We start from the raw sequence: 24,963 nt of genomic DNA, 5'->3' as shown, positions 1-24,963 counted from the left end.
GGTCCCACACTCCTTTCGAGCTTAGTGTCGAATAACAGGCCAGGCCGGTTTACGACAAGCCGAGGACGCGGCGTGAGGCAGTCACGATCTCGTGACCTTTTTTGGCGTTGAGGTCCAGGCTCATGGCACCGGAGGGTTTGGCGATCACTTCGGCGGCGCCAAACTTACGGGCCTCGATGGCTTGGGGCGAACCCGCTTGAGCCACCGACGAGACGATGATGACGGGCACTTTGCTCATCAGGCGCAAGCGCTTGAGACACTCAATGCCGTCCATGTGGGGCATTTCGATGTCCAGCAACACCAGGTCGGGCGCCATTTCCTTGACTTGCTGAAGAGCTTCAAGGCCGTTGGTGGCTTCACCGGCCACTTCCAGATCGGGATCGGAGGTGACGATGCCACGCAGGAGCGCTCGCATCACAAAGGAGTCATCAACAATGAGTATGCGTTTCTTGGTCATGGGGCATTCTCTATTAAACAGAGGTTTTGAAAGAAGGAATTGTGCGGCTGGCGCACAAACGGGACAGGCGCAAGCCAATGTCTTTGGGAGACAGTACGGCAGTTGCCAAACCTGCGTTGATGGTGGATGCAGGCATTCCGTCAACGATGCAGCTGTCAGGGTCCTGGGCCAGGACGTGGCCATTTTTGCGGGCCACCAAATCTTTGGCGCCCAGCATGCCGTCACTGCCCATGCCGGTCATCACCACCGCCACAACAGGGCAAGAGGTGGCTGCGGCAGAACGAAACAGCACATCCGCATTGGGATGGATGTTCGCGTTCGGATCGGTTTTTTGGTACAGCATCAGCTTGCCCGGAAAGGGCTCACGAACGATCACGTCGGTGCCGCCTTTGGCGATCACGATCATGCCGGGTTTGAGCTCCATTTGTTCGGTGCTTTCTACCACGTCCAGGCCGGTTTCGCTGCGCAAGTGAGCGGCAAATCCGCTGGTGAACATGGGCGGCATGTGTTGCGCCACCACCATGGGGCAACCCAGGCGACCCATGGACTTGAGCACATGCGGCAATGTGGCCGGGCCACCGGTCGAGATGCCCAGCACCACGAGCCCTGCAGCTTGTTGGTTGGGCACCGTGCGCAGTGGTGGACGACTCGTAGCCGATCCCGTAGCAGGCAGAGCGGAGGCCGTACCCAGCCCCCGCATGGTGCTCAACCTGGTTTTCTTTTTGGCCCAATAGCGCAATTTCTCGACCAGGTCGGCACCGATTTGAACGATGTCGAGTTGGACGAAAGAAGACTTTTTGGCAATGAAGTCCACCGCCCCGAGTTCAAGCGCACGGATGGTGGTGACCGAATTGCGCTCGGTCAAGCTGCTGAGCATGATGATGGGGCAGGGCGTGGCGGCCATGATTTGCCGCGTTGCTTCCAGTCCGTCCATGACGGGCATTTCCACGTCCATCGTGATCACGTCAGGTCGCAACTCTTTGGCCAACTCGACACACATCTGGCCGGTTTTGGCTTCACCCACCACCTCGATGTCGGGCTGGCTCTCGACCATTTTGCGTATCGCAATACGCATGAATGCCGAGTCGTCTGAAATGAGGAGTCGGATCATACGCGGGTGTCGTTTCGCACGTACCAAGGACCACCTTTGCCCAGCCGTGATTCAAAATATTCTGGCGTCAGCATCTGCACCGATGCGCCTAGCACCAGCACGCCACCGGGTGACATGGCCCGCGCCAGCATGGTCTGAACGGCTTTTTTGATCGGATCTTCAAAGTAGATCAACACATTGCGGCAGAACACCAGATCCATGCCCATCACGGGCGGGCGGTTGTTCATGAGGTTGAAGCGTTCAAAACGGGTGCACTGGCGAATCCATTCCCGGATTTTGAAATATTTCACACCGGGCATGGCGTTGGCCGGGGCGATTTTCACGTCCTCGAACATGCCTTTCCATTCGTCGGGTAAGTTGCGAAATGAGCCCATGCCCAAATCGCCGTACATGGCGCCTTTGGCCGTGCGCAGGGCTTGGTTGGAGATGTCGGTGCCGAACACAAATAAGCCCCAGCCCGATTCGGGCACCAGCTTGCCGTCAAACAGTCGGGCATAACCCGCTTTTTGCATGGCACGCAATGCCGAGAACGTGAGGTCGTAGACTTCTTCGCCTGTCGAGCTGGCGGCAGACCAAATTTGCAGCTGCTTTTGGGTTTTACGCAAATTCAACAGGTGCGGCAGGATGTCATCAGCCAACATGCTCATCAGGTCGGGGTCGCGGCAGAAATAGGTCTCATGAACCGTCAAGTTCTCGACCAGCGATTGCCATTCGGAGTGGTCGGGTGAGCAGTTGTTCATGCTCTCCACCCAATCACGCAAGGTCTCCATGGGCATGTCTTTGAAAATCCGCACCAGCTTGCGCTCGACCAGTGTGCCCGGTTTGATGCCAAAGCGGGTTTCCACGCCACTCATCAACTCATTGATCAACAACAACAAGGCGCGCGACTGGTTGGTCTCTGTTGTCTTTGCCAGTGCAGGCATCGCCGGGGCGGGCTGCTTGCTGAAAGTGGGCGCAGGCGTGGCTGCTGTGGCGGCGCGTGCCGAATCCACAGCCGTGCGCATCTGGCTGATCAAGTCGTTTACTTTTTTATCTTGTGTCACAGAGTGGTCATTTCAATTGGCGTTTGGCGGCCAGCGTCAGTGGTGCCAATGTAATGAGTGAAATCAGACCGCCATCGAGCTTGCCGACTTCATTGAGGTAGTCATTTTGCTGATTGCGGACTGGCGTGATGTTGCGCTCTTCGATGTCGATCACACGTTCGATGCGGTCCACAATCAAAGCCCAAGGTTCATTGTCCACGCGCACAACCACGTAGGAAGATGTTTCGATGGCTTGAACGCCCAGCATGTTGCGCAGATCGATCACCGGGGCAATCTCGCCCTTGATTTGAATCACACCGCTGAGGCTTTTATCGCCTTCCGGCAAGTCCACACTCGGGCTGTATTCTTCAACACGGTCCACCAAGGCCAGGGGCAGGGCGCAGCGTTCACTGCCCAGGCGAAAGGACAGCATGCGCCGCACAGCGCTGGGGACCAAGTGGTTGTTGTGGAGCATGAATGTGGTTTGCTGGGTCAGAAAACGCTGGTAGTGCGAAATGGCTTGGGGCGAGAGCAAGCCCGTCATGGACAGCAGACCGGTCATGTGGCCTTCGCGTGTGGCGACGCCATTGAGGTAACCCTCGAGCTGGGCATCGTGGGCACCGGCAACAGACTGCACCGCATCGCGTGCATAGCGCTCGATGCCCAAAATGGTGGACACACTGACACCGAGCTGTAAACCTTGTACTTTCACCACCAGCACAAACCGTGGGGTCGTGATTTGGGGGCGGCCCAACAAACCACCCAGTGACACCACCAGCAGGGCTTGTCCACGCAATTGCATCAGGCCCTGCACCTCGGGCGTTGCGCCGGGCAGTTGGGTCAGAGGGCCAATTTCGACGATTTCTTGCACATGGGCCATGTGCAAGGCATAAGTCTCTTCGCTGTCTTCCACCGTCACGGTGGCCATGTCCAGGCTGGCCTGGCTTGTTTTTTCTGCGCGTTGGTCGTCGTTCAGATCAAAACCAATCAGACCGCCGCCGCCTTCAGGGACGCCAGTGGGGTCCATGTCGCGCATGTCGAGTGACTCGTGGTCCAGCAACAGCACCATGCGTTCGTTGAGCGTGAACTCACCACACACCAGATTGCGTTGAGCCGGATCGATATAGGGCGTGAGCTGCGATTCGTCCAGGTTGATTTTGTTGTGGACGCGGTCAACCTGCACGGCGATGTTTTCGTGACCTGTCATCACCACCAGCAAATTGCCGTTGGTGTCGGCCGAGCGTGCGGCCATCCCCAAGCGAAGCGCCAGGTCGATTTTGAGCAGCACGGTTCCTGCCACGTTGACCAAACCCTCTACTTCGGGTGGCGCATATGGCAAAGGGGTGATGGCCAAGGACTCGAGCACCTGGCTGACCGCCGAGGCGCGCAGCGCAAAGCGGTTGTCTTGAATGTCAAAAAGGACCAGTTCCATGGTGGGGTGTCTCGGTGCCTTAGGTGCTGAACTTGGTGATTTCGCGGCGGGTGGAGTCGGCCACCTTGGACAGCTCGATCATGGCAGCGGCCAACTCTTCGGAGGCCGAGGAGTTGCTGCGGGCAATGTGTTCCAAGTTTTCAACACTGCTGTTGATTTCCTGGATCATCCGAGTTTGCTCTTCAACCGATGCCGAAATGCGCTGAAGCATGCCATCGGTTTGAGTGGACGCTTTCACGATGCGTTCCATGTCGGAGCTGACTTCCTTGACGGCCACCACAGCCTCTTTGGCTTGCTGGCTGGCTTGCTGGATCAGCTGTGTGATTTCTTTGGTGCTTTCGGCGCTGCTGGCCGCGAGCTTGCCCACCTCGTCAGCCACCACCGCAAAGCCTTTGCCGTGTTCGCCTGCACGCGCGGCTTCGATGGCGGCGTTCAAGGAGAGCAGGTTGGTTTTGTTGGCAATCTTCTCGATGACGTCTGTGATCTTGTTGATTTTTTCAGAGCTCAAAGCAATGCCATTGACCACGTCCACCATCTGCACCATTTTGTGCTGGCCATCACGCACGATGGAGGTGGACTCTTGGGCCTGTCGGCTGGCGTATTCGGTGTTGGACGAAATATCGTTCACCGCAGCAGCGGTTTGGCGAATGGCGCTCACCATGTGCCCAATGAATTGGGTCTGGCTTTGGGCGCCGTCGGCCAGCTGACCAATGGCCGTGCTGGTGTCGTTGGCAGCGCCGGCCACTTGTTGGGCGTTTTCGCCGATTTGGCGCATCGATGTGGCCAAAGACTGCAAGGATTGGTTGATGTCATCCTTGAGCTTGCCCAGAGCGCCGTTGCCATCGGCATGGACACGGTGGCTGAGGTCACCCCGCGAGACGGCATCCATCACACGCACCACGTCGCTGATGAGGGTGTCCAAGACCTGAATGGTTTTGCTGGCATCGTTGAGGATGCTCAAAAATTCGCCGGATTGGCCTTCGGTGGACACGCGAAGATCAAATGCACCATTGGCCATGGCACGCATGCTTTGGTTGAGCATTTGCACGGTGGTGGCCATGTTTTGCTGAACGGTTGCAATCTGGGTGAGTACTTGCGGGTAAAGCCCACGTAAACCTGCTGCTTGGGGTTGGCGTGAAAAATCACCTTCGCCCATGCGGGTGACCACGGTCATGGATTCGCGGAAGACGGCTTCGATCTGATCGAGCACATCGTTCACGCCCCAAGCGGCATCCACCAAGCGGCCCTGGGCAGGGATGCCGGTGATGCGGGCTTCGAGCTGACCGCCAGAGGCTTCGTCCAAAACGCGGTTGATGTTTTGAAGCAGTTCTTTTTCGTTCAAGTAAGAACGCACACCTGCAATCCACAACAAGGCCATGCTGACCAGCAAAATCATCAGCGGGTAGTTGTCAGGGGCTTGCCACAGTGCCACGGCACCGGCAATCAATCCCAGCAAGCCAGCCAGACCCAGCAACAGCATGGGGCTGAGCTCAAAGGGCTTGGAGGTCGAGGATGAAGCGCTCATAACTGACGCCCTTTTCTTTGAGGAGGTTTTGGAGATAGGTCAGGGATGCTGGAATGGCCTCGCGAGAACCTGCGTTTTGCTCAATTTGCAACAGTTGCTTGTACAAAGGAACCACTACCGACAGTGCTTTGGCATTGGGTTTGCGGCGCACCGAGTAATAACCCACGACGCGGCCCTGGTCGTCGAGCGAGGGGGTGACGTTCGCCAGCACCCAATAAAACGAGCCATCTTTGCAGAGGTTTTTCACATAAGCAAAGATTTCTTGGCCGCTTTCGATGTGTTGCCACAGCAGCTTGAACACACATCGGGGCATGTCAGGGTGGCGCACGATGTTGTGCTGCTTGCCCATGAACTCACTCTCGCTAAAGCCCGAGTACTCGGCAAACACTTTGTTGCTGTAAGTGATCCGTCCTTTGAGGTCGGCCTTGGAGACGATGAAATCATCGTCACGCATGACCCTCTCTTGTTGGTTCGCTTGAATGTGTTGTCTTGCCATGACTTCCTCTTATTTGAAGCGGCCCGTGGATCCTGGTCTTGAGACTGGGAGCACCGCGAATTAGGTTATTTGCGTCCGTTGACAAAAAAGGTTTCAACTTGGCCCAAACTTTTGACTTCAATGGAGCCACGGGATTCAAGGTGAAAATCGTTTCGAACGAGCTCGGCCGTGTTGACAGAAACATGGATGCGGCCAGGCTCACCGGTGGATTCCATGCGGCTGGCCACGTTGACGGTGTCGCCCCAAAGGTCGTAGGTGAATTTGCGCAGGCCAATCACGCCAGCCACAATCGGGCCGCTGTGCACGCCAATGCGCATGCGCAAGGCACCGCCGGTCCGCTCACGCATGTCTTCCAATGCCGTACAAAACTCAAGGGCTGCATCGATCACAGCGTGTGCATGGTCGTCAAAGGGCTCGGGAACCCCGCCAGCCAACATGTAGCAATCACCAATGGTTTTGATTTTTTCCAGGCCGTGTTTTTCGGTGATCAGGTCGAAACGTGAAAACAAATCACCCAGCACTTCCACCAAAGCACTCGCCGTCATGGTGCGCGACATGGCGGTAAAACCGACCATGTCGGCAAAAAGCACACTCACATTGGGGAAAGCGTCGGCGATGTGTTCTTCGCCCGCTTTCAAACGCTGTGCGATTTTCCGCGGCAAGATGTTCAGCAGCAGTTGTTCGGTTTTGGCCTGCTCCGAAGCCAGCGCTTCGTGCTGGCGCTTGAGCTGACGCATGCGCAGCGCTTCTTGGTCACGCAGGCGTTTGCGTTCCACCGAGGTTTTGACACGAGCGCGCAACAACACCGGGTTAAAAGGTTTGGACAGATAGTCTTCAGCGCCCAGCTCAATGCAACGCACGGCGTCTTCTAGGCTGGTGCCGCCGGAAATCACGATCACCGGTGGCCAGGGCTGGTGGGGGGTGTCGCGCAACACAGCCAAGACTTCCATGCCGTTCATTTCGGGCATTTCCATGTCGAGCAGCATCAAGTCAAAGGGTTCGCGGACCAGCGTCTCGATTGCCTCACGCCCATCGCTGGCTTCGGTGATGTCGGACAAGCCGATCTCAACCAGCGATTTTCTCAATCCCATGCGGATCAAGCGGCTGTCGTCGACCAGCAAAACCTTGGCTTTTTGGAAATCGGAAGAAACTTTGGCACCGATGTCCAACTCCGCTGAGTTGCCGCGGTTGTCAGAGCTTGAGGCAGGTTTGCCGACGGTCGTCTGCATGGCTTTGATCAGTTCACTTCGAGCAAGGCTTTGACTTTTTCAAGCAATTGCACCGCGGTGAATGGCTTGGTCAAGCTGTCGTTGGCGCCAGACAGCAGGGCAGAATCGAGGCCAAAACGGGCGCTGACCACCCGGCTGCCGCCGGAGATGGTGAGAATCGGCACGGCTGGGAAAGACTCGCGCAAACGTGAAACAAAGTCCACGCCGTCCATATTGGGCATCACGATGTCCGAGATCACCAGATCCACGTTGTTCACGGCGAAAAGCTCAAGCGCTTCCATGCCATCACGGGCTTCGATGACCGAATAGTCAGAAAATTCCAGAATTTCACGCACACCCTCGCGCAAAAGATCTTCGTCATCTACAAGCAAAATCGTGGTCATTCAAATATTCTCCGGAACTCTCGTAATTCTATCAAAAAAATCGCCAATAATGATGAACTGTAATTCAAAATAATAACTTCTTGCATTCGTCAGTGCGTTGTTTTTTTGATTGTTTTGGGTATTTTTTTCGCAGAACTCGTGACAAAAGTTAAATTTATGAACCTGCTCCGCATTAAGTCTTCCAAAATTGGATTTTTTTTGGTTTTATCAGGTGTTGCCCTGATGGTTTTTGCTGTCCTTTCTGGTATCCCAAGCGCTGCAGAAAACGTTTGGCTTTTGTGGGTGGCCAGTTTGCTGGTGCTTTTGGGGGCAGGGGCTTGGTGGCGGTTTGATCGGGAGAATTTGGGTGCCGATCCGGCGCAGCTTGCCCATGTGACGCATTTGCTGGCGGCCAGGGAGCTGTCGCAGGCAAAAACTTTGCTCAATTCCGGCGGCCAAGGTGTTTGGGGCGATTTGGCCACGGTGGTGACCAACCTGCAGGAAGGTCAACTGGACCAAGAGCAGCGGGCTTGGCGTGATGAAGGGCTGGCCTTGATTCACCAAACGGTTCGTCACGACCACACACCCACAGCCCTTTCCAATTTGGTGTCCGAGACCTTGACCCGTTTCATGGGCCTGAGTGCCTGCGCTGTTTACGTGCTGGACTTCGACCCCAGTGCCAAGCGTTTGCATGCCGAATGCAAGCTGCAGCGTCAAACCGATGATCCATCTCAGACACAGTTTTTGCCCGAGTTGATCGGTTGCAGTTTTGCCAGCTTGCAGGCTTTGGCCGCGAGCCAGACGATTTTGCGCAATGACGAAATTCCATTGAGCATGCTCAAGAACATGCCCAACAAGAACCAAGGCGATACGGTGCTGGTGCCTTTGGTGATCGAGGCGCAGGTGCGGGGCGTGTTGCTGATGACCTCATCAAAAACATTGCCGGCCGAGCTGGAAGCCTTGATGGAGCCTGTGTCTGCGGCCATTGCCGTGGCGATGCAGTCGGCGGCTGCACGCGAGACATTGCAGGCGTCCTTGGTCCGCGCCAATGAGCTGACCCGTGAATTGCAGCACCAACAAGAGAAGCTGCAGACCAGTGAAATCGCCCTCAAAAAGCAAATGACGTATGTCAATGACATTTTGGGCACCATGCACAGTGGCTTGGTTGTGGTGGACCGGGCCGGACGCATCCAGGATTGCAACCCGGCCTTGCTCAAGCTCACAGGTTTTGACAGGGATTTGTTGGTGGGTCAGCCGAGCAGTTTGCTGTTCGAAGAAGACGAGACACGCATGTTGTCCATCTTCAAGGGCTATGGCCACATGCTGACCCGTCTGGGTGTTCAAAATCCTCAGACTTACTGGCAAGTCTTGACCGAGAACCTGTTGGGCGCTTGTTTGATCGATGCGGATGGCCAAGTGATCCAAGCCAACCCCCGTCTGGCCCAGTTGCTCGGCTGTGGTGTGGACCAGCTCAAAGGCCGTTCGTTTTGGACCTTGCTGCAGGATGTGCCCGAGGAGGATCTGCAGGATTTGCAGACCCAGCTGTCCAGCGATGACAGTTATTACCGGTCGGGTTCGGGCCAGCCCATGGCCATCCGTTTTCATGCCGGTCAAGCCCCCAGTTCGGTAGAAATCAGTCTGATCAACCACCGCTTGGTGGGGGAGCGTGTGACCTTGGTCTTGCTGCGTGGTGAACGCGACTTGCCCTGGGGCGTGGCCAATTCAACGACCTTGCAAAAGCTGATCCCAGGTGATGAAGAGGCCATGATTGCCAAACTGCGCAACCGCTCGGGCACACACATCCCTGTGCGGGTGAGTTCTTCGTTTTTGGCAGACGCCACGGGCATGCCGCAGCAAACGGTGATCAATTTGCACGATGTGTCGAACCTGGTCAACAAGAGCGAGGAAATCCGCGCCCAGCACCAGCTGCTCGAAATGAGCATGGATGCGATGCAAGACGGCGTGTTGCGTTTGGACCGCAACGGGCGGGTGATCAGTGCCAACCCCATGGCGCTCGATTTGTTGGGCAGCGACAAGGCCAGCACCTCTTTGCAGCCGGTGCACAAACTTCTGCCCGGTCAGCAAAAAGGACACGACCTGGCCTATTGGCTGCCCCTGCAAACCGCTTGGCTCTTGAGACGTTTGGTCGAGGACTTGGCCCAAGACCCGTCCTTGGTGCAGTCCTTGCCTATTCCACTTTTGTACGCGAACCGCATGGGGCGTCTCAAATGGGCCACGCCCACGGCGTGTGCCTTGTTGGGCCTGACGGTGGCCCCCCAATCCACCCCTGAGTCGCAGTTGTTGGCGGAACAAACCAGCCGTGAACTGCTGGCCCTGCGGGACCAGACCGATGTCGACACGGTCGACCAGGAACCTTTGGTGATCGAGGTGGCTTGGCGTGCCGGCAATGCCCCAGTGATGCGTTTGCCCACCTTGCTGGTGCCTCAGCCCTCGTCCGCCAATGAAGACATGATGGTGTGGTTGATCCCCGATCTGGACGCTTTGAGTGCGTTCATGATTCGCCGCATGCACAACATCGAGTGGATGGTGTTGCACAGCCAATTGGAAACTTTGCTGCCGGTGGTGCTGACCGCATCCCCCTTGGTTGATCCCTACAACCGCTTGACTGGGGCGGTGGTGACCATCAAGGACATGCGCGAGATCAAGGAAAAAGAGGCCGAGAACCTGCGCATGGTTCACAAAGTTGAGCAGTCACAAAGGCTGGATGCTTTGGGGCAGCTGGCCGCAGGTGTGGCGCATGACTTCAACAACTTGCTGGGGGTGATTCAGAACCACGCAGAGTTGGTGGAGATGAAGCTGGGCAGCGAGACCAAAGCGGCCAAGAACCTGTCGGCGATTTTGCAAGCCACCACACGTGCGCGTGACATCGTGCTCAAGCTCAATGCCTTGGGCCGGGAGCGCAAGCGGCTGGAAGAGGACGGCAGCGTTCACGATGAGCAAGAAGTTCTGGTGCCGTTCGAACTATTGCCCGTCATTGAAGAAACCCAAGGCCTTTTGCAGGCCACACTCAAAGGCATTGACATTTTGGTCGATGCCACAGCCTTGGATTCGGGCGTCATCTTGCGCGGGCAAAGCGGCACTTTGCAGCAGGTCATTGTCAATTTGTGTGTCAATGGCAGCCACGCCATTGGCGACCGGCGCGATGGCCTCATCAAAATCAAGCTGGACCGTCCGGACGCCTCCCATGTGTCCATCGCGGTGTCCGACAACGGCAGTGGCATTCCGCCAGAAATCATGTCGCGCATTTTTGAGCCCTTCTTCACCACCAAAGAGGTGGGCAAAGGCACCGGTCTGGGTTTGGCCATGGTGCGCAGCATCATCACCCAGATGGGGGGCACGATCGATTGCCAGTCTGAGCCAGGTCAGGGCACCACATTCACCATTTCCTTGCCCTGCGGGCAAGCCTGAGTCACTCAGATCCAGAGAGAAACAACATGCCACATACCAAAGCCACCATTTTGCTTGTTGAGGACGAGGAGTTGCTCCGGGCCGGGGTGCAGGAGGTGCTTGAAATCCAAGGCTACAAAGTGATCACGGCCCCCGACGGCGAGCAGGCTTTGGCTTGTTTGGGCGCACAGACCATTGACCTGATCATCACCGACTTGGTGATGCCCAAAATGGACGGGGTCGATTTTGTGAAACAACTGCGCAAAATCAAGCCCGATCTTCCGGTGATTGTGGTGTCGGGCAGCACACGCAACATCATGCAGCGTTATGGCATCGACAGCATCCAGGTGCCGGGTGCCAATGCGAGTTTGCCCAAACCGTTCAAGAGCGTGGACTTGATCGAACAGGTTCGGCAGTTGCTGGCTTCAAGGCCTTGAGGTTCTTGTGACCCCAGCCTTGTCGGGGGTGGGGAACCCGGACCAAGGCCCGGGTGCTTGATCAGGTTTCGAAACGCTGAACTTCATGACGCGTCGCGTCGGCAATCTTGGACAACTCGATCACTGTGGCGGCAATTTCTTCCGATGCGGCTGCGTTGCTGCGTGCAATTTGATCGAGATTGTTCAAGTTCACATTGATTTGTTCAACCGCTGAACTTTGTTCAACCAAGGCCGTGGCAATGCGTTGCAACATTTGGTCGGTGGCCTGGGTTTCCCGCTCGATGCCCGACATGTCTTCGCTCACTTCCATCACAGCGGTCACCGCACTTCGGGCCTCTTCAACCGCTTGTTTGACCAAGGCGGCGATCTCCTGAGAGCTTTCGGCACTGTTGAGGGCCAGTTTGCCAACTTCATCGGCGACGACGGCAAAGCCTTTGCCATGCTCACCTGCACGGGCGGCTTCGATGGCGGCATTGAGCGACAGCAAGTTGGTCTTGTTGGCGATCTTTTCGATCACCTCGGTGATCTTGTTGATCTTTTCCGAGTTGGTCGCGATATTGCTGACCACTTTGACCATCTCTTCCATCTTCACCATGCTGCCACGCACCAGCGTGAAGGACTGGCGCGACTTCTGGCTGGCGATTTCGGTATTCTCTGAAACCTCAGAAACCGAGGTGACGGTTTGGCGAACAGCATTGGCCACTTGGCTGATGGCGTCGGTCTGGTGGCGTGCCCCGTCTGAAATCTGACCAATGGCGTTCGACGCCTCACCGGAGGCCGCGGCCACTTGGCGTGCGTTCAGGTGAATGGTGGTCATGGCCTCGCGCAGCGCGTCCAAGGATTGGTTGATGTTGTCCTTGAGTTCGTTCAAATCGCCCAAAGCTTGCGCGGTCACGCGGTGTTGCAGATTGCCCTGGGCGAGGGCCTGCATGACTTGGCGGATGTCCTGGAACACGGTTTGTTGTGCCGCCATGCTTTGGTTGATGTTTTGTTTGAGCGTATTCAATTCGCCATGGGCCTGGGCGGTGACGCGCATGGCGAAATTGCCTTCTGCCACCCCTTGCATGACCTGCGTGATGTCCTGAAACACCGACTGCTGCACATGAATGCTCTGGTTGATGTTTTCTTTGAGTGCGCCCAGATCGCCTTTGGCTTCGACGGTCACCCGGCGATCCAAATGGCCTTGCGCCACAGCGGTCATCACACCAATGATGTCTTGCAAGGTGGACTGCAGAGACTTTTGCATTTGCGCCACTTTGAACAGCAGAGGGAGTTCCTGGGCGTCGACAGAAGGGCCACGGGCAGAGAAATCGCCTTCGCTGATTTGACCCGACAACTCGGCCACCAGTGCAGATTCCAGTGCTTCCCGCTTGAGAATGGTGGCCATGAAGATCAGCACGGCCGCTTCAAAGACCACATACGCGGCGTGAACAAGAATGATGGTCAGGTGAGCCTGCCCCGGCAACAGGGTGATGCCAGAGTTGAGCGTTTGCAAGTAGCCAAAACCCAGGTGGTGCACCGCGATCAAACCTGCGGCGGCCACGATGGGGCGCCAATCGCGGTAGTACAACAAGAAGGCCAACAGGGTGAAGATGCCAAAGTGGCTCTCGACCATGCCCTGTGTTTGTTGAATGCTCAGGGCCGAAAAAACCATCAGCGCACAGGCAATCGCTAAACGCGAGGCCAGTGAGCCCGGGGTCATTTTGTAAATCGCCCATGGCACCAACAAGGCAGGCAAACCCACCAGCATTGACAGCGAGGTGGTGTTCGTGAACCACCCGATGCCGAAGGTCACGGCCAGCAAAAAAACCATCATGCTGAGCATGATGCGATCCGCCGCTGCGCGTTGCGGCTGGAGAATCATGTCGGCGTGCTTGGCAGTGGACAAACGGTCGTTCTTTTTCATCTCATCTTTCGCTGCAAATGCTGCCCATGAAGGCGGGGTCATTCAGCAAATACCAGCCCAAGGTGGTGAAGGTATAAACCAGCCAGCAAGCCAACAGAACCCAGACCCAAAATAGGGTCGTGGGGCCTGCCAAGGGCTTGAGGGCGGGTGGGGGATTGGCCGAGGAGGGGCTCGTCACAGGCGTCTTAGACGCTGAAGCGGCCCAGATCCTGGCGTGTTTGCTCGGCCAGTTTGGACAACTCGATCACCGTGGCCGTGATTTCTTCCGAGGCGGACGCGTTGCTGATGGCGATACGGTCCAAGCTGCCGAGGTTGGAGTTGATCTCTTCGACCGCGGCCGATTGCTGCTCCAGCGCCGATGAAATGCGCTGCAGCATCTGGTCTGTCTCTTGCGAGCCTTGCTCGATCATGGACATGTCACGGCTGACTTCCTGCACGACTTGAACGGCTTGTGCAGTTTCCTGCACAGCCTGTTGGACCAGACGGGCAATTTCCTGTGAACTCTCGGCACTGCTGGCGGCCAGTTTGCCGACCTCTTCGGCCACCACCGAAAAGCCTTTGCCGTGTTCGCCTGCGCGGGCGGCTTCGATGGCCGCATTCAGGGACAGCAGGTTGGTCTTGTTGGCGATTTTCTCGATCACTTCGGTGATCTTGTTGATCTTGTCCGAGTGCACCGAGATGTTGTTCACCACCTGAACCATCTGGCTCATTTTGCCCATGCCGGTTTGCATGATGGCCATCGATTCGCGCGATTTTTGGCTGGCGATGGCGGTGTTGCGAGAAACATCGGTGACCGACTCGGCGGTGTGTTTGATGGCGAGAGCCACCTGACCAATGGCGTGGGTCTGGTTTTGTGCGCCATCGGAAATTTGGCCAATGGCGGTGCTGGTTTGGTTGGCTGCTGCCGCCACTTGGCGGGTGCTGTTGTGCACCGCGCCGAGGGCTTGTCCCAGGGCTTCGAGCGAGTCGTTGATGTTGTTTTTCAGGCGCAACAGGTCACCGGTCGCCTCGATCTGCACGCGCTGGGTCAAATCACCCTGTGCCACGGCACCCATCACACCATCGACATTGCCAATCATGCGGTGCAGCGATTGCAAAGCCATGCTCGCTTTCTCAAGGCTTTCGCGGAACTCGCCTTGGCTGTGGCTGTGGTCAATGTGGTGATCGAACTGACCGTGCAGCAGAGCCTGCGACAAACCGTTGAAGCCAGTCATGGTCCGCTGGACGGAATCCAAAGAGTTGTTGATGGCCGTTTTCATTTGTCCCAGGTCGCCCTGTAGGTTGCCCTCAATGCGCTGGCTCAAATCGCCTTCGGCCAGGTGCTGAATGACACGATTGACTTGGGCAATGGCGGTTTGCTGGGCTTGCAACAGGGTGTTGAAGGCATTGGCGGTTTCGCCCACTTCATCACGCTGATTGATCTGCATGCGGGTGGAGTAGTCAAAGTTCTGCGAGACCTTTTGAGCCGCTTCTTGCACCATGCGCAGGGGTTTAACGACCGAGCCCACGATCCATAAAGCCAAAAGCACGCCTGCCAGGATGCCCACAGCGAGCAGCGTGATGCTGATCAGGCGAGATTGTTCATATTGGGCTGAAGACGAGGTGTATTCGGCTTTGGCCACATTCAATTGCACCTCGATCAATTCAGAGAATTTGGTGCTGATGGGGTCGATCACCGGATACAGGGTGTCAATGGTGAAGCGCGTGATCGCCTTCATGTCCTCGTTTTCAAGGATGGTGTGCAACTCTTTGATGGTGCCTTCAGCTTCGGCCAACATGGGCTCAATGGTGGCGACCAGCTTTTTCTCTTCTTCGACCAAGAAGGTGGCTTTGTAGGCCGTCCATGTTTTGTCAATGCCTTGACGGGCATCTTGCAGATTTTTACGGGCTTCAGCCCATTCGATGTTGCCGTTGCGCACCTTGTGGGTCATGTCCACAATGTTGACCGCATACAGGTCGGCAATCACCTTCAAGTCACGCAGGGGGACCACCCGGTCCTCGTAAACGGTGCGAAGGCCCCCGACCGTTTCGGACATGCCGCGCAGGCCCATCAGTCCCACAATAACTGAGACCAGGGACAAAAGTCCGACCAACAGGAAAAGGCGGATGTTGACGCTTAATTGGTTCATGAGCAGGTGATGGGCAATGGATAAAAGAAGGTGCACCGTGACAGTGCAAGTTGAGCCGGAACTCAGACCATTGGATCATATCAATTTTGAAGGCTTGTTTTGGTTTATTGACGTATTTATTGGTATAAATACTAATTATTTTAAAAGCAATAAATTTGAAATCTTGTTCAGAAGCTCCCATGTGACTTGCCCTTCGGTTTTCCTGGGCCTTGCGGTTGGTCTTCCAGGGTTGCCAAGGGGTGCAGCGGGGTGGGGTCAAGAGGCCTTCGAATCAATGCTATCCTCGCCAACTCACGGGTATTCCTGTTCAAGACAGCGTTTCAACACCGCTGCAGGCACATGACAGGGATGGGTCCGACAGCCAAGTACGTGGATTCGATGAAACTTCTTCCTTTATCGCCGTTTTTTCGTCGGGTGGTGGCATGAGCACCAGCAAGTACGTTGCCGCCTCTTTCTCTGTCAATATTGAGCATTTGCATGCTTTGGGTGTCAGGGATCCGTATTCTGAGCAAAGTATGCAGCTCTACCATTCGGGCAAGCTCAACGCCAACGAGCGTCTGTATTTCTCGCTGTGGGGCTCTTCCGAACTGAGCACGTCCTTGATTCGAGCCAAAACGCGTTTTGCCCGCTTGGGTGAACCCGTGAGCTCGGCGTATTTCGTGATCAAAGGTTCTGTTCTGGGCGTCAAAGGCGATGACATTTACCGCTTGGGTCCGGGCAGCGTGATTGGTCTGGCAGAGGGCGTGGGTGGGTTGCCTTACAGCATGGATGCCGTGGCAGTGGACGACGTGCAGGTTCGTGTTTTCCCGATTTACGTGATTTCCAAGCTGGTGAAAAACATGCCACCGGGACTCAAAGGTATTTTGAAGTCCACGGTCATGCGCACGCTCCAACTGTCCTCTCCACCGCCTTCACTGCCATGACCTCTTTTGACGAAATACGGCTCGAAGAGGGCCAAGTGCTTTTCAAAGCGGGTGAGCCCGCCGACAAGCTGTACTTCATTCAGTCCGGCTCCATTCGCATGGCCGACAAGAACACTGGGGCTGTTTTTGCCACCCTCAAAGAAGGCGACTCCTTTGGTGAGCAGGCCATGCTGCAGGGTGGTATCCGGGGCGCCACCGCCTTGGCGGGGGACGGCACGGTGTTGCTGGAAATCACGGCTGAGGGTCTGCGGGGCATGCTCAAAACCGCTTCGCCGATCCTGACGGCTGTGTTTGAAGCCATGATGCTTCAGCAAAACATGCAAAACGCTTTGCGGACGAAAGTCTGACATGGCCATGTCCACCCCTTTGGCGGCGCAAGCCTCCTTGAATGAGTTGGCCGTAGCGTTGCGCAATTTGCGCCGTCCTTGGCCCAAAGGCTGGCCTGGTTTGCCGCTGGTGTTTCAGCGTGCTTGGCAGCAGTTGGCGTTGGGCTCGCCCCGCAAGGGTTCTCGGGTCCAAGCATTGCAGGCGTTTGGACTCGGTGTGTGCGAGCAGATCGAGCGCGATGGTGCCCAGCGGCATGCGCATGGTGCTGAGCCGGCTTATCACAACCGACTGCACATTGCCGACACGCTGGTGTGCATGACGTATTTGCTCAAAGCCTCTGTCCACGTCCAAGTGCCCGGAGCGAATGCGCCACAAGTTTTGGCCCTGGCCTTGGCCATCATGGCCAGCCACGATTTTCTGCATCCCGGGGGCTCCAACAGTGAGCCGGCTGAGTTCGAGTCACGCGCGGTGCAGGACTTGCAGCCCTTGATGCAAAGTGCGGGTCTGTCTGAGAGGGACCGTCAAGACGTGGCCCATTGCATCCTGGCCACGGAACCGTCACGTGTGAAGGCTTTTCACATGGACGTGCGGTCCAGGCCTTTTGATTTGCGTCAACGCGACTGTTTGGCGGTGTTGGTGCAAGAGGCCGACATTTTGGCCAGCACCTTGCCGCAAACGCAGCAGGGTTTGACACAGGCTTTGTCCCGCGAGTGGGCTCCCACGCAGCCTGTGGCGGCGGGGAATCTGTTGTTGCCAGAAAACAGGTTGATGTTTTTGGAGCACGCGGCTTTGTTTTCCAGCCCCGCTGCTAAGTGCTTGGGACTGGACAGAGTCAAGGTGCGGCAGGTGAGCCAAATCAAAAAACAGCTGGCCCGTCAGGTCTGAAGCCCCGCCCTGACGGCGCATGCTTCAATTGTTGTAGGCATTCATCATGCCCTCAAAGGATCCTTTGAGGCTTTCTCGCATGCTGGTGCTGCTGCCCACAATGCTCTCCATCACACTGAACTGGTTCATGTAGCGCGTCATGAGCTTTTCCATGCGGTCTTCCAAAACGGTGAGCTCTGCTTTGTACTTGGTGATCTGGTTGGTGGCACTCTTGCTTTGGGTGTCGATCAGGCCTGTCGACAGCAGCATTTTTTCGATGCGTTTGACCGCGTCGCCTGCCAAGCCGCCAGAGGCCACGCTGTAAATGCTTTGGTTGTTCGCGCCCGCTGTGAACATGGTGGAGACCTCACCAAAGTGATTTTGCAAGGCCGTATCCAGCTTGGTCTCGTCCAGCGTCAGTTTCCCGTTGCGGTCAAAGCTGATTCCGACATCTCGCGCCGCTTTGATGTTGGTGCCTGGTGAGCTGGAGTTGTTGATGATGAAGTCGCGCACCTGTGTGCGCACGGTTTGGAGCAAGCTTTCGCCGGCCAGCGCACCGCCAAACTCTTCCACCTCACTGCCGGCGTCACCCAGAATTTTGAGGGTTGCTTCAAAATCGTTGTAAGCGGTGACCAGGCCTTTGAGGTTGTCTTTGATGCCGGTTGTTTCGCGGTTCAGGTCCAGGCGTGCGGCCCCTGTGGTGTTGGTGTAGAGGTCCAGCGTGACACCATCGATCACATCCGAGATGCTGTTGGTGCTGCGCGTCACATTCAGGCCGTTGACCTTGAAGTTCGCGTCGGATGCGGTTTGCAAGTGGTTGGTGAAGCTGACATTGGCCACCGCATTGCCGCTGCCATCGTCACTGCTCAGGGTGAACGATTGTGTGGCGCCGGTCTCGCCGGTCAGCACCACGTTGAAGCCGCTGCCGGTGTTGATGAGCTGCGCGGTCACGCCCAAGTCAGCCCCGTTGATGGCGCTGACCATGCCTGCCGGAGTGGCGGTGGTGACCGCGATCGGGTCTTGGCTCACACCGCCCAGCGTCAGGTTCAGGGTGAAGGCGCTGCCGCCATTGAGGGGCGTGCTGCGGTTGGCAAAGCTGCCACTGGCCGTGCGCTGGGCCTGGGCCGTTTGTAAAACCTCGATGCCGTAGCTGCCGGCTTGTGCGCTGCTGTTGGCGGTGACACCAAAAGCGCTGGCTTGGGTGTTGCTGGGTTTGATGGAAGCAAATTCGCTGGCGTCGTTGATCTTGGCGAAGGCGGTTTTTAATTCTGAAAGGGCGTACTTGATCGCGCTGAAACCGGTGATTTTGGCTTCAGTCTTGGCGATTTTGGCGTCGATTCGCTCTTTTCTGGGGATTTTCTCGGCATCCACCAGACCTTGGGCCAGCGCTTTGACGTCGATGCCGGAGCCGGCGCCGAGGGTGTTGACAATGCTGCTGGTGGCCATGGTGTGGGTCGTTTAAAAAAGGGTGATCAGATCAAAGAATCGGCACAGACTCAGAAGGCTGAAGTGGCCAGTCCCAGCTCAGCCCCGGATGTAATCAAAAAGCGACAAGCCGGAAATCTTGGCAAAGCTGCCCATGGCCGCTTCCAGCGCCATCATTTCCTTGTTCATGCGGGTCACGGCTTCGGCGTAATCGAGATCTTCGATTTCCGACAAGGTCGATTTCATGCGCAAGGCGGTTTCGTCCAGGATGTCCATTTGCGACTGCACCACCTTTTGGTCCGAGCCGTTTTGGGCTTGGGTCAAGGTGATGTTGTTGTGCATTTGGGTGACGTCGGCCAAGCCTTGCTGGATGCGGGTGGTGTCGCTGGTTTCCACCCCTTCGATCATCTGGTCCAAGGCATCAAAGAAACCGACGGCTTGGTCTTGCCCATCGCGCACGACGCGGCTGAAGACATCGGTGCCGGCGCGGGTGAATTGCACCGTGCGCTCCACACCCGCAGGAATTCGGGTTTGGGTTTGGTCACCCATGTAAACCACTTGGCCATTGGCGTTTTCAGCAAAAGCCGGGGTGTTCACCCGCGTGCCTGAAAACAGGTAATTGCCACTGTCGTCGCGCGTGTTGCCCAGGCTCAGCAACTGGTTGCGCAAGGCTTTCATTTCGATGGCCACAGCATCGCGGTCGCTTTGTCCCATGGTGCCGTTGGCTGCTTGCAAGCCGAGCTCTTTCATGCGGATGAGCAGGTCGTTGGAGGCTTTGAGCACCGTCTCCTCGGAGCCATAACGGCGCATGGCCACTTCGAGCGTGCGCACATGGCTGTTTTGGCGTTCCACTTCACCCTTGAGGCGCTGGATGGCCGCCGCCTGATCCGGGGCATCGCTGGGTTTGAGGATTTGCTTGGAGACCGACAGTTGCGCCTGGGTGGTGGCCAGCTTGTTCTGAATGGTGCTCATCCGATCGGTAGCCCGGTCAAACAAGAAGGAGGTGGATATTTTCATGAGGGCTCCGATCAGCGCACTTGCAAGATGCTCTGGAACAAATCCATGGCGGTTTGCATGACCTTGGCGTTCGCTTGGTAGGCCTGCTGAAAGCGCACCAGGGCTGAGGCTTCCTCATCGAGGCTGACGCCCGAGATGCCGTCGCGTGCTTCTTGCGCTTGCTGGTACACCACACTCAAGGCCTGCTCGGCAATCGAGGCTTGCCGGGCCACGTTGCCGACCTGGTTGACCCGCTCGATGTAGGCTTCACTCAGGGTCAGTCCGCCGGGCATGATTTCGGCGTCTTCCAGGGCCACCAGTTGCAGCATCGCCTCGTTGTTGCCAATGCCATCGCTGTTGCCATCGATGCTGAAGACGTCACCTGTTTTGGGGGCGGTGGAGAACGCGAGCGACAGACCCCGGTAGCTCAGGCTGGGGGTGGGGGCGTTGGGGTCAACGATCAGCGTGCGTGCCGCGAGCACCGTGTTGGTCTGGGTGTCAACGATGGTGTAGTCGGTGTTGGAGGTGAAGGTCACGGTCATGGGCGAGCGGCGCAGTGCCTGCTTCATGTCGCCTTGGATGTCCGCGAATTGCGCCGTCACTTGGGCGGTGCTGGCCGCACCGCTGCGGTCGGTCACAAAGACCAGCAAATCGTCGAGGGTGCCGCCTTTGATGGCAATGCGTGTGTCAAAACCCAGCTTTTTCAGGTCTGCGGGGGTGCCTGCAGAGCCCATGCCCAGTCGGATGTCCCGGGTCAAATCATTGACCGGTCGGGCCAAGACCAGCTGGTTGTTGACGGCGCTGGCTGTCACGCCGGTGGAGGCGCTTTCGCTGTTGAGCCAGCTGACCACATCGTTCAGGCTGAGGCTGCTGTTGGTGGCCAGAGCGGGCAGGGCGTGGCCGTTGAGTGTGAAGGTGTTGGCTGCGATGGGGCCGTTGAAGGGTACAAAAGTGCCGCCGATGAGCTGGGCAGGCAACTTCTTGGGCTCGATCACGTCGCCGGTGGTGGCATTGAACTGAAGCTGCACGCCGACTTCGGCTTTGGCACCCATGAAGATGTCCATGTCGAGGTAAGTCGGGCTGTTGCTGGCGCTGTAGGTGGCGTTGATCCCCGACGCACTGTAAGTGGCGTTTTCTTCCATCCCGTTGCCGGTCTTCATCAGCAAGGCTTGTTCATTCGCTGTGAGGGTCTGCCCCAGAATGTGGCGGCCATCGCGCGATAACACTTGAAAGGATTGCCCTGCTGCCGGGTTGTTCAGGGTCAGTGACATCTCTTTGGCGCCAACCGGAATCAGGCCCAGGCTGGCAAAAGGCTGGCTCACGCTCATGCTGACATTGACCGAGCTGATCTGTGGTGTTTTGGCCAAGGCCAAGTCGCCCAGAAGCCCCGTAGGCCCTGCAAATTCAGGTTGTGTGTAAGCGATCCGGGCTTGGGCGGTGCCGCTGTTGAGCGGGTTGTCAATGACCCGGAACTGGCCTGCGGCGGCGACCCGGTTGGCGTCTTGCACAATCATGGTCATGCCCACCGCTTGCTGCGGCTTGTCGGCACTGAAGGCGAACAAATCGGCACCCAGCAAACCTTCGGCATCCACACCACCTCGGTGCACCTTGTTGATCTCATTGACCATGGTGGTGGCCAAGTTATCCAGAGCGTTCACCGATGGGGTCAGGACCGTGTCCCGAAAAGACATCACGCCACCGATCTTGCCGGTGCTGATGCCGGTCATGGTTTCGGGGTTGGCATAGGCGTCAATCACAAATTCAAGCTTGTTGCTGTCGATGCGCGACTGCGACACGCTGATGGCCCGGACAGTCGACTGGGCCACCAAAATCCCCTGGTCCAGCGTGTCTCCCACACTGACCAGCACGGCGCCGTTGGGTTCGAATTTGGTCTTGACCGAAATCAGCCCCGAGAGGTCGCGCAGCAGACGATCGCGTTGATCGAGCAACTCCGAGGGTTGGTTGCTCGCGCTGCTGTGCTTGACCATTTGCTTGTTGAGCAAACCCAGCTGTTGGGTCAGGGAGTTGACTTGTTCCACATCGGTTTCCACCGATTGGCGTGTTTCGTTGTCCAGCAGTTCGAATTGACCGGCCAATTGCCGAAAACGTGCTGCCAAGCCATCGGCATCGCGCAAGAAGGTGCTGCGCGAGACGATCGAGGCCGGGTCGCTGGCCAGGTCTCGAGCCGATTCAAAAAACAGGTTGACGGCGGTGGTCAGGCCCACGCTTTCATCGCCCATGACATCGATGAGCCGATTGACGTAAGACAACAAGGGCTTTTGGCTGGCAAGTTCGCTGTTGCTGTTGCGCAGGTTGGATTCGACGAAGGCGTCGTATTGACGCTGCACGTTGTCAAATCGGGCGCCGGTGCCCAAGTAGCTGCCGCCCATCAAACGCGGCTGGTTGGCCGTCAGCGACACGTCTTGGCGTGTGTAGCCATCGGTGCTGACGTTGGCAATGTTGTTGGAGACGGTGGCCAGGGCGCGTTGGTATGCACCGACGCCCGAGCTGCCAATGCCGAGCAAGTCACTCATGGCTTATCTCCGATTTTGAAACCGTTCTGGCGCTGAATTTCGTAGGCCTGAATCGCATTGGGCTTGAGGCTCATGCCTTCTTGCACCGGCACCAAGGGCATGGCCACAGGCGGGGTGTTGGTGGCCGGGTTCTGCAATCGCAGCGCGTCCTGGGTGCTCATGGCCTGCGCTTGGTTCATCTGGCGCTCCATCATGTCCGCCAGGCCCATGCCGCCGCGTTTGGCGATGCTCAGGGACACTTCCTTGTCCATCAGGTCCTGGTACATCTCCATGTTGCCGCCTTCGACCAGATCGCTTTTTTCGATCGTGTCGCGCATGGATTTCATCATCTGCTGGATGAAATAAGCTTCGAATTGTTCTGCGGTTTTGCGCACCGCTTTGCTGGGGTCACGCGCGGCATCACCCTTCAACTGCGTCAGGGCGTTGAAGTCCAGATAAGAACCGGAAGAGCTGATGTCGTTCATGGCTTGGCTTGTGCGCGAAGGGGGTTCAGGCCGCTCAGATGATGATCAGCTCGGCACGCAAGCTGCCGGTGCTTTTCAGGGCTTCGAGGATGGCGATCAACGCCGAGGGTGTGGCCCCCACCTGGTTGACCGCGTCCACCACTTGGCGTAAGTCCACACCGGGCTGGAAGAGGAACATCGGATTCTTGGGCTCGGTCACGGCGATCTCGGCGTTTTGTACCGGAGCGGTCTGGCCCTGGCTCAAGGGGTTGGGTTGAGAGACTTCATTGGTCGCCGCAATCGCCACCGAGATGGTGCCGTGCGCCACAGCGGCCGCGGTCACACGCACATTGCGGCTGATGACGACGGTGCCGGTGCGCGAGTTGACCACCACACGGGCAGGGGGCTCGCCGGGCACCACGTCCAGGTTTTCCACCAGGCTCATGAAGGCCACGCGCTGGGACATGTCGGCCGGCGCACGGATGGCCAGCGACATGCCGTCGATGGCGCGGGCCGTGCCCTCACCAAAATTCTTGTTCACCGCATTCACAATGGCCGTGGTGGTGGTGAAGTCCGACTCACGCACGTTCAAGACCACATGGTCCGAACTCTCAAAGGGGGTTTCGACCATGCGCTCGACGGTGGCGCCGTTCGGGATGCGCGACGATGTGGGCACGCCAATGCTGACTTTGGAGCCAGCGGCATTGGCGTCGATGCCCGTGGCGTTCAGTGCACCTTGGGCAATGCCATAGACCTCACCGTCCACACCGCGCAGGCTGGTCAGCAGCAAGTTGCCGCCGCGCAAATTGGTGGCTTTGCCGATGGCCGAGACGTTGACGTCAATTTTTTGACCTGGTTTGGCAAACGGTGGCAACTCGGCGGTCACCATGACGGCCGCCACGTTTTTGATGTCGATTTTGCCGGCGCTGGTGCCTTGTTCAAAGTCTGACAGCGGGCCGTCCAAGCTCACGCCCATGCGGCTGAGCATGGACTTCATGCTTTGTGCGGTGAAGGACACATCGGCGCCGTCGCCCGTGCCTTGCAAGCCGACCACCAGGCCGTAACCAATCAGTTGGTTGGTGCGACCTGCAGCCACATTGGCCAAGTCTTTGATGCGGTCAGCCCAGGCGTTGGCGTTCAGGCCGAGCAGCAACACCAAGGCAAAAAGGGTGGATTTCATAACAGGTCTCTTGGAGTGTCTGTGGCTCAAAAAGGCCAGAGCTTGAGCAGGGCCTTGGTGCCCCAGCCGGTTTTGGCCACAGCGGCCATGTCGCCGGTGCCGCGGTAGGCGATTTGGGCATTGGCCAGTCGGCGCGACTGCACCATGTTGTTGGGCGAGACGTCGTCGGGACGGATGATGCCGCTGACCTGGATGACCTCGGCGCCTTCTGTCAGGGCCAATTGTTTTTCACCACGTACCATCAAGTTGCCGTTGGCCAGGACTTCCACGACCGTGACCGACACCGCACCGGTCAAGCTGGCGCTTTGGCCGGCTGTGCCCACGCCACTGCTCTTGATGCTGGATTCGTTCAGGTTGATGCCGTTGAGCACGCCGCCCAGCGTGGTGCCCAAAACCTTGGTGGGCAGTGCCAGGTTCTGGACTTTGGACACCAGACCACTGGGGACGACATTGTTTTCGGCATCGCGCGAGACGCTGCCTTTTTGCTCGCGGCCTGCGCGGGTCGATTCGTCCAACACCACCGTGATCAGGTCACCGACGCGGTAATTGCGGCTGCGGCCAAAGAAGTTGTCGCTGTGCCGACCGTTGTAGATCGCTCCTGTGGCTTGGCGGGGCTTGTCGACGACCACGGGCATGACCGGGGCAAATTGGGGCGAATGCGCCAAAGGCTCGGGCGCCGATGCACAACCGACCAAACCCAAGGCCAGCAAAGTCGGGCCCAAGAGGCGTGTGGTGAAAGTGGTCAGGGGTGTCATGA

The 24,963-nt window shown here is 57.4% G+C and carries 21 protein-coding genes; 5 read left to right on the top strand and 16 right to left on the bottom strand.

Features of this window, described 5'->3' with window-relative positions; all coding sequences use genetic code 11:
- Positions 1-49: 49 nt before the first annotated feature.
- The 8 genes from L63ED372_RS08790 to L63ED372_RS08755 form a co-directional block, all read right to left on the bottom strand.
- On the bottom strand, positions 50-457 hold the full coding sequence (locus L63ED372_RS08790; RefSeq protein ID WP_062405379.1) for a response regulator: 408 nt from the start codon (positions 455-457) through the stop codon (positions 50-52).
- A gap of 13 nt (positions 458-470) precedes the next feature.
- The gene (gene cheB, locus L63ED372_RS08785) at positions 471-1,568 is read right to left on the bottom strand and encodes a chemotaxis-specific protein-glutamate methyltransferase CheB (protein ID WP_082431645.1); all 1,098 of its coding nucleotides are present in this window, start codon (positions 1,566-1,568) and stop codon (positions 471-473) included.
- The gene (locus L63ED372_RS08780; RefSeq protein WP_062405375.1) at positions 1,565-2,611 is read right to left on the bottom strand and encodes a CheR family methyltransferase; all 1,047 of its coding nucleotides are present in this window, start codon (positions 2,609-2,611) and stop codon (positions 1,565-1,567) included. Before L63ED372_RS08780 ends, cheB begins: the two co-directional genes overlap by 4 nt.
- A gap of 7 nt (positions 2,612-2,618) precedes the next feature.
- Positions 2,619-4,022, bottom strand: coding sequence for a chemotaxis protein CheW (locus tag L63ED372_RS08775; RefSeq protein WP_062405374.1), 1,404 nt, complete (start codon positions 4,020-4,022; stop codon positions 2,619-2,621).
- Positions 4,023-4,041: 19 nt separating this feature from the next.
- Complete coding sequence (locus L63ED372_RS08770; protein ID WP_082431644.1) at positions 4,042-5,547, bottom strand: methyl-accepting chemotaxis protein; 1,506 nt, start codon at positions 5,545-5,547, stop codon at positions 4,042-4,044.
- The gene (locus L63ED372_RS08765; RefSeq protein ID WP_156343586.1) at positions 5,513-6,001 is read right to left on the bottom strand and encodes a PAS domain-containing protein; all 489 of its coding nucleotides are present in this window, start codon (positions 5,999-6,001) and stop codon (positions 5,513-5,515) included. Before L63ED372_RS08765 ends, L63ED372_RS08770 begins: the two co-directional genes overlap by 35 nt.
- Before the next feature lie 107 nt (positions 6,002-6,108).
- Complete coding sequence (locus L63ED372_RS08760) at positions 6,109-7,272, bottom strand: adenylate/guanylate cyclase domain-containing protein (RefSeq protein ID WP_082431643.1); 1,164 nt, start codon at positions 7,270-7,272, stop codon at positions 6,109-6,111.
- An 8-nt stretch (positions 7,273-7,280) separates the two neighbouring features.
- Positions 7,281-7,655 carry a response regulator transcription factor gene (locus tag L63ED372_RS08755; protein ID WP_062405369.1) on the bottom strand — a complete coding sequence of 125 codons (375 nt, stop codon included), beginning with the start codon at positions 7,653-7,655 and terminating at the stop codon, positions 7,281-7,283.
- A gap of 222 nt (positions 7,656-7,877) precedes the next feature.
- Between L63ED372_RS08755 and L63ED372_RS08750 the strand changes: the two genes are divergently transcribed.
- The gene (locus L63ED372_RS08750) at positions 7,878-11,063 is read left to right on the top strand and encodes an ATP-binding protein (RefSeq protein ID WP_197275248.1); all 3,186 of its coding nucleotides are present in this window, start codon (positions 7,878-7,880) and stop codon (positions 11,061-11,063) included.
- Positions 11,064-11,089: 26 nt separating this feature from the next.
- On the top strand, positions 11,090-11,479 hold the full coding sequence (locus L63ED372_RS08745; protein ID WP_062405365.1) for a response regulator: 390 nt from the start codon (positions 11,090-11,092) through the stop codon (positions 11,477-11,479).
- A 61-nt stretch (positions 11,480-11,540) separates the two neighbouring features.
- Here the strand turns inward: L63ED372_RS08745 and L63ED372_RS08740 are convergent, their stop codons facing one another.
- Entirely contained in the window at positions 11,541-13,385 is a 1,845-nt protein-coding gene (locus L63ED372_RS08740; RefSeq protein WP_062405362.1) for a methyl-accepting chemotaxis protein, read from the bottom strand.
- Positions 13,386-13,570: 185 nt separating this feature from the next.
- Positions 13,571-15,514, bottom strand: coding sequence for a HAMP domain-containing methyl-accepting chemotaxis protein (locus tag L63ED372_RS08735; protein WP_082431641.1), 1,944 nt, complete (start codon positions 15,512-15,514; stop codon positions 13,571-13,573).
- Between the two features lie 422 nt (positions 15,515-15,936).
- On the opposite strand from L63ED372_RS08735, the gene L63ED372_RS08730 reads away from it, so the two are divergent.
- From L63ED372_RS08730 to L63ED372_RS08720, 3 genes are read left to right on the top strand one after another with little or no spacing between them, the layout of a single operon-like run.
- Positions 15,937-16,437, top strand: coding sequence for a Crp/Fnr family transcriptional regulator (locus L63ED372_RS08730; RefSeq protein ID WP_062405359.1), 501 nt, complete (start codon positions 15,937-15,939; stop codon positions 16,435-16,437).
- Positions 16,434-16,784, top strand: coding sequence for a cyclic nucleotide-binding domain-containing protein (locus tag L63ED372_RS08725; RefSeq protein WP_062405357.1), 351 nt, complete (start codon positions 16,434-16,436; stop codon positions 16,782-16,784). The genes L63ED372_RS08730 and L63ED372_RS08725 overlap by 4 nt, the downstream gene beginning before the upstream one ends.
- Position 16,785: 1 nt before the next feature.
- Positions 16,786-17,649 (top strand): hypothetical protein, encoded by an 864-nt coding sequence (locus L63ED372_RS08720; protein WP_062405355.1) that lies wholly within the window; start codon positions 16,786-16,788, stop codon positions 17,647-17,649.
- Between the two features lie 24 nt (positions 17,650-17,673).
- Here the strand turns inward: L63ED372_RS08720 and fliD are convergent, their stop codons facing one another.
- The 6 genes from fliD to L63ED372_RS08690 form a co-directional block, all read right to left on the bottom strand.
- Positions 17,674-19,074: a flagellar filament capping protein FliD gene (gene fliD, locus L63ED372_RS08715; RefSeq protein WP_062405353.1), complete on the bottom strand. Its 1,401-nt coding sequence runs from the start codon at positions 19,072-19,074 to the stop codon at positions 17,674-17,676.
- Positions 19,075-19,152: 78 nt separating this feature from the next.
- Entirely contained in the window at positions 19,153-20,070 is a 918-nt protein-coding gene (gene flgL, locus L63ED372_RS08710; protein WP_062405351.1) for a flagellar hook-associated protein FlgL, read from the bottom strand.
- Between the two features lie 11 nt (positions 20,071-20,081).
- Positions 20,082-22,583, bottom strand: coding sequence for a flagellar hook-associated protein FlgK (gene flgK / locus L63ED372_RS08705; protein ID WP_062405349.1), 2,502 nt, complete (start codon positions 22,581-22,583; stop codon positions 20,082-20,084).
- Entirely contained in the window at positions 22,580-23,047 is a 468-nt protein-coding gene (locus L63ED372_RS08700; protein WP_062405347.1) for a rod-binding protein, read from the bottom strand. The genes flgK and L63ED372_RS08700 overlap by 4 nt, the downstream gene beginning before the upstream one ends.
- A 34-nt stretch (positions 23,048-23,081) precedes the next feature.
- On the bottom strand, positions 23,082-24,206 hold the full coding sequence (locus L63ED372_RS08695; RefSeq protein WP_062405345.1) for a flagellar basal body P-ring protein FlgI: 1,125 nt from the start codon (positions 24,204-24,206) through the stop codon (positions 23,082-23,084).
- Between the two features lie 26 nt (positions 24,207-24,232).
- Entirely contained in the window at positions 24,233-24,961 is a 729-nt protein-coding gene (locus tag L63ED372_RS08690; RefSeq protein ID WP_062405343.1) for a flagellar basal body L-ring protein FlgH, read from the bottom strand.
- Between the last annotated feature and the right edge of the window lie 2 nt (positions 24,962-24,963).

The organism is Limnohabitans sp. 63ED37-2, from assembly GCF_001412535.1.
Taxonomy (GTDB): domain Bacteria; phylum Pseudomonadota; class Gammaproteobacteria; order Burkholderiales; family Burkholderiaceae_C; genus Limnohabitans_A.
This window is presented reverse-complemented; position numbering and strand designations above follow the sequence as displayed.

Bases quoted from the DNA above. Each gene is read 5' to 3' on its own strand.
- L63ED372_RS08770 (WP_082431644.1), bottom strand. From the start codon at position 5,547: ATGAGCGCTTCATCCTCGACCTCCAAGCCCTTTGAGCTCAGCCCCATG.
- flgL (WP_062405351.1), bottom strand. From the start codon at position 20,070: ATGAAAATATCCACCTCCTTCTTGTTTGACCGGGCTACCGATCGGATG.
- L63ED372_RS08735 (WP_082431641.1), bottom strand. From the start codon at position 15,514: ATGAACCAATTAAGCGTCAACATCCGCCTTTTCCTGTTGGTCGGACTT.
- L63ED372_RS08700 (WP_062405347.1), bottom strand. From the start codon at position 23,047: ATGAACGACATCAGCTCTTCCGGTTCTTATCTGGACTTCAACGCCCTG.
- L63ED372_RS08725 (WP_062405357.1), top strand. From the start codon at position 16,434: ATGACCTCTTTTGACGAAATACGGCTCGAAGAGGGCCAAGTGCTTTTC.
- L63ED372_RS08745 (WP_062405365.1), top strand. From the start codon at position 11,090: ATGCCACATACCAAAGCCACCATTTTGCTTGTTGAGGACGAGGAGTTG.
- L63ED372_RS08730 (WP_062405359.1), top strand. From the start codon at position 15,937: ATGAGCACCAGCAAGTACGTTGCCGCCTCTTTCTCTGTCAATATTGAG.
- L63ED372_RS08740 (WP_062405362.1), bottom strand. From the start codon at position 13,385: ATGAAAAAGAACGACCGTTTGTCCACTGCCAAGCACGCCGACATGATT.
- cheB (WP_082431645.1), bottom strand. From the start codon at position 1,568: ATGATCCGACTCCTCATTTCAGACGACTCGGCATTCATGCGTATTGCG.
- L63ED372_RS08775 (WP_062405374.1), bottom strand. From the start codon at position 4,022: ATGGAACTGGTCCTTTTTGACATTCAAGACAACCGCTTTGCGCTGCGC.
- fliD (WP_062405353.1), bottom strand. From the start codon at position 19,074: ATGGCCACCAGCAGCATTGTCAACACCCTCGGCGCCGGCTCCGGCATC.
- flgK (WP_062405349.1), bottom strand. From the start codon at position 22,583: ATGAGTGACTTGCTCGGCATTGGCAGCTCGGGCGTCGGTGCATACCAA.
- L63ED372_RS08690 (WP_062405343.1), bottom strand. From the start codon at position 24,961: ATGACACCCCTGACCACTTTCACCACACGCCTCTTGGGCCCGACTTTG.
- L63ED372_RS08695 (WP_062405345.1), bottom strand. From the start codon at position 24,206: ATGAAATCCACCCTTTTTGCCTTGGTGTTGCTGCTCGGCCTGAACGCC.
- L63ED372_RS08755 (WP_062405369.1), bottom strand. From the start codon at position 7,655: ATGACCACGATTTTGCTTGTAGATGACGAAGATCTTTTGCGCGAGGGT.
- L63ED372_RS08765 (WP_156343586.1), bottom strand. From the start codon at position 6,001: ATGCGTGACGATGATTTCATCGTCTCCAAGGCCGACCTCAAAGGACGG.
- L63ED372_RS08720 (WP_062405355.1), top strand. From the start codon at position 16,786: ATGGCCATGTCCACCCCTTTGGCGGCGCAAGCCTCCTTGAATGAGTTG.
- L63ED372_RS08750 (WP_197275248.1), top strand. From the start codon at position 7,878: ATGGTTTTTGCTGTCCTTTCTGGTATCCCAAGCGCTGCAGAAAACGTT.
- L63ED372_RS08760 (WP_082431643.1), bottom strand. From the start codon at position 7,272: ATGCAGACGACCGTCGGCAAACCTGCCTCAAGCTCTGACAACCGCGGC.
- L63ED372_RS08790 (WP_062405379.1), bottom strand. From the start codon at position 457: ATGACCAAGAAACGCATACTCATTGTTGATGACTCCTTTGTGATGCGA.